Raw genomic sequence first — 11,458 nt, 5'->3', positions numbered from 1 at the left:
CATACGAAACGCGTCCCAACCACCACCCTCAACCCACCACCACAAAACCAAGCCATCCGAAAACAACCTGTTCACAACTCGGAACCTGTGGAATTCGGCAGCGCGACACACCAACGGCGACCCGAAACCTGACAATTTTCTGAAATCAGCCACATCTTGGACGAAAGTCCAGTAGAACTAGTTACAGTTTTGCTCAAACCGTCACGCACCCCGCTGAATGGAGTTCTACATGGCCCGCCGCTCACTTCGCCACGCAGTAGCAACCACTACATCCCTCGTTCTCATCGCCGCCGGCGTCACTGTTGGACTTGGAGCCTCGGTGGCGCAAGCAGCACCGGCATGCGCGCTCAACCAGTCGGTCACCGACAGTTGGGCCGGTTCCCTCGGGACGCCGTACACCGTCAGCAAGGAGGTTGTCGGCGACGGCAAGGTCGCCCCGGGACAGACGGTCACCTACCTGACAAAGGTTTCCGGTTCGGGAGCACTCGTCAATCAGATCCGCGATTTCCACCCGGCAGGATTCCAGCTGGTCAAGGCTCGCCTGAACGTCAAATGGCTTATCGGCGACCAGAAGTGGGACGACGTCACCAAGACCGTCGTCGTCGGCAACAACTCCGTGGTGGCAAAGGGCGGCGGATGGACCACTGCTGGTGGCGGCATCATCGCATTGGAGACCACCTACAAGGTTCCCGATAACGCAGTTGTCGGCTCTCAGCTCGACAGCGGCGCCGGCACCAACATTGTGCTGGCGGCGGGCGACTGGAACATCAATCCGATGGGCGTGTGCGTCACCATCCGGCAGCCGAACCCCGTCGAGGCGGGCGCCGGAAGCCTCGAGGACATGGGCTTCGGCTCACTCAACTCCGGATCGGGCCAGGTATTCGGTTCCCTCACCGATCCGCAGGGGTCGATGACCAATGTCATCAGCGGTGTCCTGGGCAATGTGCTCGGCAACATGAGCTGACTCAGTTCGAATTAGAAATGGGCCGAGCCACCAGCACATGCTGGTAGCTCGGCCCATTTCTACGTTGCCGAACAAAGCTTTGCCGTCAACCGAGTTCAAGAAATCATCAGCAAATCACCGCGTCAGCTTTCCGCCGTACCGGGCCGGCGTCGTACCGAAGGTTTCCCGAAATGCGGCGATGAACCCGCTACTGGTTCGGTAACCCACCTGCGGGGCAACGTCGTTGACACCCTCACCCCGCGCGAGCATCTCGAGCGACGCATACATTCGGGCGCGAGTCCTCCACTGTCCGAAGGTAATCCCGGTATCGGCGACAAAGGCACGCATCAAAGTCTTGGAACTGACCCCGAGTTCACCCGCCCACTCCCCTAATGTTCGCGAGTCTGCCGGATCGGCAAGGATGCGGGCAGAAACCGAACTCGCCGCAGCATTGCGAGGAACCGCGAGGACGTCGTGCCGTTCGGGCGCGGCAGCAAGAATGTCGTAGAGCAACTCCTGACTCATCAACCGCCGAGCATCGTCGATGGTCCGATCTGCGAGATGGCGCAGCAATTGAGCGGACAGAGCATCGACTTCGAGAACCAGTGGCTGAGTCCACCTGGGCCCGCCAGGGCGTAGATCCGGACGCGCATAGGCCGCGATCATGCATCCCGCCGACAGAAGCGTCATGTCGTGGAGAACGGTGCCCGGCAACCAGACCAAGTGCTCGCTGTGCAGGTGCCACACGTTGCCCCCGGCAGCAATCTGCATCGTCCCTTCACTCATCCAGGCGATCTGATGCTCCGGGTGGCGGTGAGCCCCGTACGCGGTCACGCCCTCGACGACGTTGGTGTAGACCTGAAAATCTTTGAATGTCCGTCCGCGACTATCGGGCAGCGCTAGCAAGGACTTTGGGCGAGTCGAGTACTCGATAGTGGACATTTTGCGTCTTTCTGGGCGTATCCGAGTCCATCCTGAAGGATGGACCGACGATCCTGCAAAGGTTAGCCTCACTTTATTGCTGACGCGACCAGCTCAGCACTTCACGCGGACCTCAGATCACTTCGCCCACCACTTCGAAGGAGCATGCACGTGCCCTCACATAGCACCCGAATCCTCGCCGCCTTATTCACGACGGCCGCGATCATCGGGTTCTCGACCGCCTGTGGAACCTCGCAAGGCGTCGACACCGCATCAGCGACCCAGAGCAACGACGCATTCCCCGTGACGATCGAGCACGCACAGGGTTCGACGACAATCGATGCCGAACCGCAGCGGGTAGTGACACTCGGATACACCGATCACGAACCACTGCTCGCCTTGGGAGTCGAACCCGTAGGCATGGCCGAATGGTGGGGGTCCGGCATGGATGAAAGCTGGCCGTGGACGAAGAATTACTGGAAGGGGAAAACTCCGACCTACATCAACAGCGGCGGAGACTTCAACTTCGAGCAAATCGCCTCCCTCGCACCAGATCTGATCCTCGCGCTGTACGCCGACATCGACACGGAAACCTACAAGAAGCTGACCTCGATTGCGCCGACTGTCGCGCAGAGCAAGGACTACGACGCGTACACAACGCCGTGGACCGACATGACGCTCACCGCCGGGCGCGCCCTCGGCAAAGGACCACAAGCTCAGCAACTGATCACAGATACCGAAAACGCGTTTGCCGCCGCCCGCGCTGCACACCCGGAGTTTGCCGGGCAAACCGCAACGATCGTCAACCTCGACACTCCCGAGGGCTACGTGTTCTCGTCGCACGACCCACGCGGCATTTTCCTCTCGTCACTCGGGTTCACCCTCCCCGCGACCGTCGACGCATTCGTCGGCGACCAGTTCGGCGACTGGATGCCGAACGAGCGATACGACATCCTCGAACCCGTTGATCGTTTGATCGTGATGGCCGACCCGGAGGGAGAGAAGGCCCTCGCCGGCAACACGCTCTACCAGCGACTACCCGCCGTGAAGAGCGGAAATGCGATGGTCGTGCGGTACACCGCAGATCCACCCGTCGGCGCGGCGATGTCCGGCAATACCGTCCTGAGCATTCCGTATGCCATCGACCAACTGACAGCCACGTTGTCGAAGTAAACTACAGGGCGGGTATCGAAAATATGTTCGAAGAGTGTTAGCCTCGGGGTCAGGAAGCACTCACGGACATCGAGGATCACCATGGACGAGGTACCGGACACCGCGTTAGAACTGGCTCGACTGGTCGACGAGCTGACGGTTCTCGACCAGCGACGCGTCGACATCGGCGAGAGTTTGGTTCATCTCGAGTACCTCTACTCCCAGATGGGCGCACGGCAACAAGCAGATGCTGCCCGAAAAGCCTTCCAGGAGAAGTACGTCGGACGAATCTACGAACTCGCAGACGGCCTGCGAACCTGAAAAGGGGTTGCACACAACCACTGACCGAGCGCATGGTCATTCCTGCACGACACACCGGACCGATCGGTTCGGCTGTGAACTATGTGGGAGAAATCTGATGGAGAAGATCACCAAGAGGCTGTGGAACTGGGCATCGATACTCGACGAGAACACTCGCGAGCAAGCGCTGCGTACGTCCCAGATGCCTTTTGTCCGTCCACATCTGGCGCTTATGCCGGATGCGCACCTCGGTGCGGGAGCGACGGTGGGTTCGGTCATTCCGACGGAAGGCGCAATCATGCCCGCCGCCGTCGGAGTCGATATCGGCTGCGGAATGATCGCGGTCAAAACCCAGTTCAGCGCACGCGACCTTCAAGGCCGCGACCTGACCGTACTTCGCCACAGCATCGAACGCTCCGTCCCGCTCTCGGCAGGTGTCTACAACAAGACGCTGAGCGACACGGCGAAAATCCGCATCGCAGAACTCGAGGCGATGGCGGGCGATCGCCTGTCCTTCTACGACAAGTTCAAGAACGACTGGAGGTTTCAGCTCGGAACGCTGGGCTCTGGTAACCACTTCATCGAGGTGACGCTCGACGAGAGCGACGGCGTCTGGCTGTTCCTGCACTCGGGAAGCCGCGGTATCGGAAACAAGCTCGCGCAGCATCACATCAAGATCGCCAAGGACTTGTGCGAGCGGTGGTACATCAACCTTCCCGATCCGGATCTTGCCTACCTGGTCGAGAAGACGCCCGAATTCGACTCGTACATCACCGATCTCAACTGGGCTCAGCACTTCGCTCTGCTCAACCGCGAAGAGATGATGGACCGCGTCGTGAAGGACTTCGCGCACTTCATGGGAGACGGCAAACCCGCGATCATCGACGAAGTCGAGCGGATCAACTGCCACCACAACTTCACCCAGAAGGAGTTCCACATGGGCAGGGGTGTGTGGCTGAGCCGTAAGGGTGCGATCAAGGCAGACGAGGGCACGCCCGGGCTCATCCCCGGTTCGATGGGGACGGCGAGTTACGTCGTCGTCGGGAAGGGAAACGTACCGTCGTTCAAGTCCAGCCCCCACGGCGCGGGTCGGGTGTACGGACGTAACCAGGCACGCAAGACCTTCACCATCGAAGATCTCGACAAGGCAATGGTCGGCATCGAATACAAGCGTTCCGCGGCGTTCCTCGACGAGATCCCGGGTGCGTACAAGGACATCGACGTCGTGATGGACGACGCGAAGGACTTGGTCGAGATTCGACACACGCTGCGTCAGATTGTGAACGTCAAGGGCAACTGACCCCGCACAACTCCGCGAAATACGAAGTGGCCCGCCGATATCGGCGGGCCACTTCGTTGTCGAGATCAGTCCGGCAAGCGCAGATCAGTCAGGAAGGCGCAGATCCGGCTTGTCCAGCTCTTCGATGTTGACGTCCTTGAAGGTCACGACGCGTACGTATTTCACGAATCGCGCCGGGCGGTACATGTCCCACACCCAGGCGTCGGACATCCGCAGCTCGAAGTAGATCTCCCCGTCTGAATTGTGGGGCAGCAACTCGACCGTGTTGGCCAGGTAGAAACGTCGTTCGGTCTCCACGACGTAGGAGAACTGTCCGACGATGTCCCGGTATTCACGGTAGAGCGACAGCTCCATCTCGGTTTCGTACTTCTCGAGATCCTCGGCACTCATCGGTTTAGCCAGTCCTCCCAGTTCGTCTGAACGTCCATCATCCCGTACGGCCCGCGCGTTGTTCCAACCGGACTCCCGCAGCCACCACGTTGGCATAGGTCATGCGGTGCTCAGGGCACGGCCCCAGCTCGTCGAGTGCGTCCATGTGCAGTGGCGTGCTGTATCCCTTGTGAATCGCGAAGCCGTATCCCGGATGAGTGTCGTCCATCTCGGTCATCACACGATCTCGGGTCACCTTCGCGAGAACGCTCGCCGCGGCGATGCATGCAGCGGCGCCGTCACCGCCGATGACCGGTAGCGACGGAGCCGTCAGACCCGGAACCCGGAATCCGTCGGTGAGAACGTAGCCCGGTTCGAGGTCGAGGCCCGCAACTGCTCGTCGCATCCCCTCGATGTTGGCGACGTGGATGCCGATCTGATCGACTTCCGCAGCGGGAACAGAGATGACACTCCACGCCAACGCCAAGCGCTTGATCGCCGGGAAAAGCTCCTCGCGCGCACGTTCGGTCAGCTTCTTCGAATCGTCGAGCCGCGCGAGGGCTGCTTGCGGTTTCGGCGCCAGGACACACGCTGCAATGACAAGTGGACCAGCGCACGCTCCGCGCCCGGCCTCGTCGACGCCGGCCACCGGTCCGAGTCCGGTTCGCGCCAACGCAGACTCCATCGTCCGCAGACCTGCCGATCTGCGAATGACAACGCGAGGGGGCCAACTACTCACTGTCTCTGCCTACTCGGAACTACGCGAATCCATGTGTGCGGTCCGACAACTCAGTTGCCCTGAATATCAGGCGCATCGATGCCGCCCATTCGCGACGGGGGAAGAACGATGAAACGAGCTTGACCGATGATGTTGTCGATCGGGACGGTTCCCTGGAACTCGTCGTCGACGTGGTAGCGCGAGTCGGCGGAATTGCTGCGGTTGTCACCCATGACCCACACGTGGCCCTCGGGAACGGTGATCGGTCCGAAGCAGCGGCCCGACTTCAATTCGGTGTCACACGTTTGCGTTCCCGGAGTGAACGGGAAATCCATCTTGATGTACGGCTCGTCGAGCGGCTTGCCATCGACCAGGACTCGGCCCTGATCGTCACAGCATTCGACGGTCTGGCCGCCGGTAGCGATCACTCGCTTGACCAAGTCGTTCTCGTCCGGCGGAACGAGGCCGACCCACGAACCGACCTCTTGAATACCGCGGACGACAACGTTGTCGGACCGATTGGACACATATTTCGTGTTCCACGAATCGGGTCCCTTGAAGACGACGACGTCGCCGGGTTCCGGATCGCCGAAGCGGTATCCGATCTTCTCCACCACGATGCGGTCACCGGTACATCCCGCACAGCCGTGCAGTGTCGGTTCCATCGACTCGGATGGGATGAGAAAAACTCTGAAGACAAATGCCTGAAGGACGATGCTGAGTACCAGCGCTACGCCGATCAGAACAGGGAGTTCTCGCAGAAACGATCGCTGTTTCTTCTGCGGCCGATGTGAGGTCGGTTCCGCGGAACCGCTTGATCCCTCGTGATTCTCGGGTCCGGACGACAATGCCTGCTCCTTCGAAGAATCTGCCACAGAAACCAGATTAGCCCGACACCGCGCGTACGCGGTGCCGGGCTCATCGGAAAGATCAGCGCTTTTCCTTGATCTTCGCCTTCTTGCCACGAAGCTCACGGAGGTAGTACAGCTTGGCGCGACGGACGTCACCGCGGGTCAGAACCTCGATGGAGGCCAGCGTGGGGCTGTGAACCGGGAAGGTGCGCTCGACGCCGACGCCGAAGGAGACCTTACGGACGGTGAAGGTCTCGCGAACGCCGCCGCCCTGGCGACGAATAACGACGCCCTTGAAGACCTGCACGCGCTCCTTGGAGCCTTCGATAACCTTGACGTTCACGTTGAGCGTGTCGCCGGGACGGAACTCGGGGATGTCGTCGCGGAGCGACTTTTTGTCCAGGAAGTCCAGGGTGTTCATATGTCATCCTTGTATTTCGCAGGAGCAGAGGAACCGAGCGGCACGCGTTTCGGTCTCCCGAAACGGCGCTCGTCTGGTTCGTGCCCAGATCAAGTGCTGCTGCCTGGTCCAGGCAACCCGTCCATTGTGCCAGACGCGGATACCAGCGGGGAAATCGGTGGCGGCGGAGCTGCGTGGATGGTGTGGTCCAGTTCCTGCTCGGCCGCGGTCATCGCATGTTCGACGCTCGGCGATCCGGCTATCAGATCCTGGACGTAGATCTTGGCCCGGATGACGGGCCGACGCCATTTCCGTTCGCGTTCGAGCGCGCGGTTCATCCGTTTCGGCTTGCGCGTGTACCGCCAGCGAGCCCACGGTGCACCCGGCCGGCTCAGGCGGACCGCTCCGATTACCAGCAACGGGAAAACGAACAGGCCGACGAGCCCCGTCCAGATCTTCCCTTTGAGAATCACGATGGCTGCCAAGGCGAAGTTGATCAACGCGACGAAAACGAAGACCAATTTGATCCACGGATCGCGTTCTTCACGGAATCCGGCGACGTCGAGAAGTTCGAGCGGGCGGAAACCCAGCAGCACCAGACCGGTCACGGCGATCGCGACGAAGACCGCATCCACCGAGGTCCGACCTTGTTCGGACCAGTACACATCCTTCAGATAGAAGATCAGTGCGAACTCGTCGAGCACCAACGCCGCACCCATACCGAAGATCGCCGCCAGGACGGCACCGGTGGTCTGCGAACCATCGACGTAGACCGCGATCAACGCACCACCGGAGATCATCATGGCGATCACACCGAACACGACGTGATGCACATGCTGGCCTCCGGGCGCGATGTTGCCCGGCCACCATTTCACTTGCGCGCGAATCATACGGACGCTGAGGCGGATGAAAAGGAAGGCGGACAGGAACCCGAGCAGGAAGAACAGCAACGGCAATCGGCCATGGGCGATGATCTCGCGCTCGAGCCACTCCCGCATCACTGTCCTCCCTTCACCGAATTCATGATCCGACCCTGATCGGATTCATACCGCCAACCGACTCGATTGTGACGATACGGACTTCGAAAACCCGGCGGACGGATTTACTTGCCGAAGCCCGCCTTGCGCAGAGCGTCGGCCATCGACCCGGCAGCAGGCGCGCGGTTGTCCGGTCGCTGCTCGCGTCCGCCCTGGCGTCCGCCATTTCCTCGTTGCTGACCCTGCCCCTGACGCTGGCCCTGCGGCTGGCCCTGACGCTGGGGTTGCCCACCTCGCTGGCCTTCGGACTTGCGGGGCGCTCCCACCTCGTCGTCGAGACGAAGCGTCAGCCCGATGCGTTGGCGTGCCTCGTCCACTTCGAGGACCTTCACCTTGACGACGTCACCTGACTTGACGACCTCGCGTGGGTCCTTGACGAAGTTGTGTGACATCGCCGAGACGTGAACCAGACCGTCCTGATGAACTCCGATGTCGACGAAGGCACCGAAGGCTGCGACGTTGGTGACCACGCCTTCGAGGGTCATGCCGGGCTTGAGATGCGCGACCTTCTCGATACCTGCGGCAAAGGTTGCGGTCTTGAATTCGGGTCGTGGATCTCGTCCCGGCTTCTCCAACTCGGAGATGATGTCGGTGACGGTCGGTAGACCGAATCGCTCGTCGACGTAGTCGGACGCCTTGACCGATCGAAGTGCCTGCGAGTTTCCGATCACGGTGCGCACGTCCCCGCCTGCACTCGCGACGATCTTGCGAACCACCGGATATGCCTCCGGGTGGACGCTCGACGCGTCGAGAGGGTCGTCGCCGTCGGTGATCCGCAGGAAGCCTGCGCACTGCTCGAATGCCTTGGGTCCCAGGCGGGAGACATCCTTGAGACCCTTGCGGGATTTGAACGGACCGTTCTGGTCCCGATGCGCGACGATGCTCTCTGCAAGGGATCCTGCAATTCCGGACACCCGAGCAAGCAGCGGCACGGACGCGGTGTTGACGTCGACGCCGACCGAGTTGACGGCATCCTCGACGACGGCGTCGAGGGAACGCGAGAGCAGCGATTCGGTGATGTCGTGCTGGTACTGACCGACGCCGATGGACTTGGGATCGATCTTGACCAACTCCGCCAACGGATCCTGCAAGCGACGCGCAATGGACACCGCACCGCGAATCGAGACGTCGAGGTCGGGAAGTTCCTGCGACGCGTAGGCCGAAGCCGAGTACACCGATGCGCCTGCCTCGGAGACGACGATCTTGGTCAGGTTGGGCGCGCCGGTCTTCTTGATCAGTTCGGTAGCGAGCGTGTCGGTCTCGCGTGAGGCCGTGCCGTTGCCGATGGCGATCAGTTCGACGCCGTGTTCGGCGACCAGTCCGGCAAGCGTCGCGAGAGCCGCGTCCCACTTGTTCTGCGGCTGGTGCGGGTAAATCGTCTCGTAGGCAACAACTTTGCCGGTTCCGTCGACGACGGCAACCTTCGTTCCGGTGCGGAATCCGGGGTCGAGTCCCATGGTGGGTCGGGCGCCGGCGGGAGCTGCGAGGAGTAGATCCTTGAGGTTGGTGGCGAAGACGTCGACGGCGTCCTTTTCGGCCGACTGCCGCAGACGCATCCGAGTGTCGATACCGAGCGTGACGGCGAACTTCGTCTTCCACGCCCACTTGACGGTGTCGAGAAGCCACCCGTCGGCGGCCCGACCACGGTCGGCGATCTCGAACCGCGACGCGATGCGGCCTTCGTAGACCGTGCGCTCCCCCGGCGCGAGTTCTTCGGTGTCTGCCGCCATGTTGAGCGACAGCACTTCTTCCTTCTCGCCGCGCAGGACGGCGAGGATGCGGTGCGAGGGCAATTTGGAGAACGGTTCCGAGAACTCGAAGTAGTCAGCAAACTTCGAGCCATCGGTTTCCTTGCCCTTGCGGACCGAGGAGACGACCTGGCCGCGATTCCACATCAGCTCACGCAATTCACCGACCAGATCGGCGTCCTCGGCGAAGCGCTCGACGAGGATCGACCGGGCACCGTCGAGCTGCTCGTCCGAATACTTCGCGGGATCGGTGGTGGGATCTCCGATGAGAGCATCGGCGACGGGCTCGTGGCCGGCCTCGCGGGCGATCTGCGCCTTGGTGCGCCGCTTCGGCTTGAAGGGGAGGTAGATGTCCTCCAGCCGCGCTTTCGTCTCGGCCAGCATGATCTGACCGCGCAGTTGATCGTCGAGTTTGCCCTGAGAGTCGATCTCCGTGAGCACGGCGTCACGACGGTCGTCGAGCTCGCGGAGATACCGCAGCCGCTCGTCCAGGAGTCGCAGCTGGGCGTCGTCGAGCGTGCCGGTGACTTCCTTGCGGTACCGGGCGATGAAGGGCACCGTGGCTCCGCCGTCGAGAAGGTCGACTGCTGCTGCAACCTGGCCTTCGCGGACGTCGAGTTCCTCGGCAATGCGCTGGTTCACGGTCTTGAGAATCACGAGATCCGACCCTACCGCTATCCTGAGACAAGAAGATCGGCAACAGTGCCGTGTCAGGGCTACCGGGGGAAACAAATGAGTACGCGGTACGTCCGGATTGCCGCAATGGTGGCCGCAGTTACTTTTGCGGCTTCGTGCAGCGGTGGACAGAACCCGGATGATCCGATGCAGACCCCCGCCTTTCCCGACACCAATGTTCCGGTAGCCGAGACCCTCGACGGCCGTCTGGGACAGGCTCAGGTAGCTGCGCTCGGGCGTGGTGCGGACGTCTCCATCGCCATCCTCGACCGCTCCTCGGACAAGTACCTCGACGTCGCCGGTGACCAGCAGATCGAAACAGCCTCGGTGGCAAAACTTTTCATCGCCGAGGATCTACTTCATCAGGATGCGCGCGGTGAGCGACCCATCACGGACGACGATCGCACCCTCATGGCGGCGATGCTCGAATCCTCCGACGACACCGCAGCCAACCTCCTGTGGGACGAGGTCGGCGGCCAAGAGGTGATCACCCGCGTCGCCGAGCGTTATGCACTGACCGCGACGACGCCGCCCTGGGACGGAATGTGGTGGAACACCGAGACCACGACACGTGACCTGGTCACCTTCTACAGCGGTGTCCTCGACGACTCCGATCAACTCGGACCTGAACGGGTCGAGCAGTTCGTCGAGTACCTGCGGCAATCCACTCCCGAAGGAACCGACGGTTACGACCAGAGATTCGGCCTGCCCGAGGCCTTGTTCGGCGAGCCCGTCATAGGAGTCAAACAGGGCTGGATGTGCTGTGTCGAGGACAAGTGGATCCATCTGTCCACCGGCATCGTCGGTGACGACAACCGATACATCATCGCAATCGGTTCGCGAGAAGACGTCCAGTACACGGATGAGGACAGCTTCTATCCCGACACCTCGTTCACCGATGCCGTCGACGACGAAAGTGCATTGCACGCTCGCGACACGGTCACCGGCGTCACGCAGATTCTCTTCCCGAGCGGAAGCATCGACGACTGGGCAGCGGCATCCACGACCGCGGATTCGGCGATGCCCGAAGCTTCCGGGCCCTGA

Annotated in this window: 12 protein-coding genes; 5 read left to right on the top strand and 7 right to left on the bottom strand. The window is 61.5% G+C overall.

The genetic code is table 11. From position 1 onward, the window contains the following. The first annotated feature begins 229 nt into the window (after positions 1 to 229). A complete protein-coding gene (locus AC1Q6C_RS12990) occupies positions 230 to 964 on the top strand; it encodes a hypothetical protein (RefSeq protein WP_007734864.1) in 735 nt (244 codons plus the stop codon). 114 nt (positions 965 to 1,078) lie between these two features. Here AC1Q6C_RS12990 and AC1Q6C_RS12985 read toward each other — a convergent pair whose 3' ends face one another. Further along, positions 1,079 to 1,885: a helix-turn-helix transcriptional regulator gene (locus AC1Q6C_RS12985; protein WP_007734863.1), complete on the bottom strand. Its 807-nt coding sequence runs from the start codon at positions 1,883 to 1,885 to the stop codon at positions 1,079 to 1,081. A gap of 144 nt (positions 1,886 to 2,029) precedes the next feature. Between AC1Q6C_RS12985 and AC1Q6C_RS12980 the strand changes: the two genes are divergently transcribed. The 3 genes from AC1Q6C_RS12980 (at position 2,030) to AC1Q6C_RS12970 (ending at position 4,616) form a co-directional block, all read left to right on the top strand. Next, positions 2,030 to 3,037, top strand: coding sequence for an iron-siderophore ABC transporter substrate-binding protein (locus AC1Q6C_RS12980; RefSeq protein WP_030535438.1), 1,008 nt, complete (start codon positions 2,030 to 2,032; stop codon positions 3,035 to 3,037). Positions 3,038 to 3,118: 81 nt separating this feature from the next. Beyond that, a complete protein-coding gene (locus AC1Q6C_RS12975) occupies positions 3,119 to 3,337 on the top strand; it encodes a hypothetical protein (protein WP_492666648.1) in 219 nt (72 codons plus the stop codon). Positions 3,338 to 3,434: 97 nt separating this feature from the next. Beyond that, complete coding sequence (locus tag AC1Q6C_RS12970) at positions 3,435 to 4,616, top strand: RtcB family protein (protein WP_007734861.1); 1,182 nt, start codon at positions 3,435 to 3,437, stop codon at positions 4,614 to 4,616. An 84-nt stretch (positions 4,617 to 4,700) separates the two neighbouring features. Here the strand turns inward: AC1Q6C_RS12970 and AC1Q6C_RS12965 are convergent, their stop codons facing one another. The 6 genes from AC1Q6C_RS12965 to AC1Q6C_RS12940 all read right to left on the bottom strand — a co-directional run bounded on the left by AC1Q6C_RS12965 (position 4,701) and on the right by AC1Q6C_RS12940 (position 10,396). Continuing rightward, positions 4,701 to 5,006: a DUF2469 domain-containing protein gene (locus AC1Q6C_RS12965; RefSeq protein WP_003942715.1), complete on the bottom strand. Its 306-nt coding sequence runs from the start codon at positions 5,004 to 5,006 to the stop codon at positions 4,701 to 4,703. Positions 5,007 to 5,043: 37 nt separating this feature from the next. Next, entirely contained in the window at positions 5,044 to 5,724 is a 681-nt protein-coding gene (locus tag AC1Q6C_RS12960; protein ID WP_024487346.1) for a ribonuclease HII, read from the bottom strand. A 50-nt stretch (positions 5,725 to 5,774) separates the two neighbouring features. Continuing rightward, positions 5,775 to 6,578 carry a signal peptidase I gene (gene lepB, locus AC1Q6C_RS12955; protein ID WP_003942787.1) on the bottom strand — a complete coding sequence of 268 codons (804 nt, stop codon included), beginning with the start codon at positions 6,576 to 6,578 and terminating at the stop codon, positions 5,775 to 5,777. A gap of 55 nt (positions 6,579 to 6,633) precedes the next feature. Then, positions 6,634 to 6,975: a 50S ribosomal protein L19 gene (rplS, locus tag AC1Q6C_RS12950; RefSeq protein WP_003942791.1), complete on the bottom strand. Its 342-nt coding sequence runs from the start codon at positions 6,973 to 6,975 to the stop codon at positions 6,634 to 6,636. Positions 6,976 to 7,064: 89 nt separating this feature from the next. Further along, positions 7,065 to 7,952 carry a hypothetical protein gene (locus AC1Q6C_RS12945; RefSeq protein ID WP_003942742.1) on the bottom strand — a complete coding sequence of 296 codons (888 nt, stop codon included), beginning with the start codon at positions 7,950 to 7,952 and terminating at the stop codon, positions 7,065 to 7,067. Positions 7,953 to 8,056: 104 nt separating this feature from the next. Further along, on the bottom strand, positions 8,057 to 10,396 hold the full coding sequence (locus tag AC1Q6C_RS12940) for a Tex family protein (RefSeq protein ID WP_007729297.1): 2,340 nt from the start codon (positions 10,394 to 10,396) through the stop codon (positions 8,057 to 8,059). A 75-nt stretch (positions 10,397 to 10,471) separates the two neighbouring features. On the opposite strand from AC1Q6C_RS12940, the gene AC1Q6C_RS12935 reads away from it, so the two are divergent. Next, positions 10,472 to 11,458 carry a serine hydrolase gene (locus tag AC1Q6C_RS12935; RefSeq protein ID WP_007729299.1) on the top strand — a complete coding sequence of 329 codons (987 nt, stop codon included), beginning with the start codon at positions 10,472 to 10,474 and terminating at the stop codon, positions 11,456 to 11,458.

The organism is Rhodococcus sp. MT28 (genome assembly GCF_058792695.1).
The sequence above is the reverse complement of the archived record's forward strand: the minus strand, read 5'-3'. Positions and strand labels throughout refer to the sequence as shown.

What these genes read in the sequence shown, in the direction of transcription:
- AC1Q6C_RS12975 (WP_492666648.1), top strand. Translation starts at nt 3,119, where the DNA reads ATGGACGAGGTACCGGACACCGCGTTAGAACTGGCTCGACTGGTCGAC.
- AC1Q6C_RS12990 (WP_007734864.1), top strand. Translation starts at nt 230, where the DNA reads ATGGCCCGCCGCTCACTTCGCCACGCAGTAGCAACCACTACATCCCTC.
- AC1Q6C_RS12980 (WP_030535438.1), top strand. Translation starts at nt 2,030, where the DNA reads ATGCACGTGCCCTCACATAGCACCCGAATCCTCGCCGCCTTATTCACG.
- AC1Q6C_RS12945 (WP_003942742.1), bottom strand. Translation starts at nt 7,952, where the DNA reads ATGCGGGAGTGGCTCGAGCGCGAGATCATCGCCCATGGCCGATTGCCG.
- AC1Q6C_RS12935 (WP_007729299.1), top strand. Translation starts at nt 10,472, where the DNA reads ATGAGTACGCGGTACGTCCGGATTGCCGCAATGGTGGCCGCAGTTACT.
- AC1Q6C_RS12985 (WP_007734863.1), bottom strand. Translation starts at nt 1,885, where the DNA reads ATGTCCACTATCGAGTACTCGACTCGCCCAAAGTCCTTGCTAGCGCTG.
- rplS (WP_003942791.1), bottom strand. Translation starts at nt 6,975, where the DNA reads ATGAACACCCTGGACTTCCTGGACAAAAAGTCGCTCCGCGACGACATC.
- AC1Q6C_RS12970 (WP_007734861.1), top strand. Translation starts at nt 3,435, where the DNA reads ATGGAGAAGATCACCAAGAGGCTGTGGAACTGGGCATCGATACTCGAC.
- AC1Q6C_RS12965 (WP_003942715.1), bottom strand. Translation starts at nt 5,006, where the DNA reads ATGAGTGCCGAGGATCTCGAGAAGTACGAAACCGAGATGGAGCTGTCG.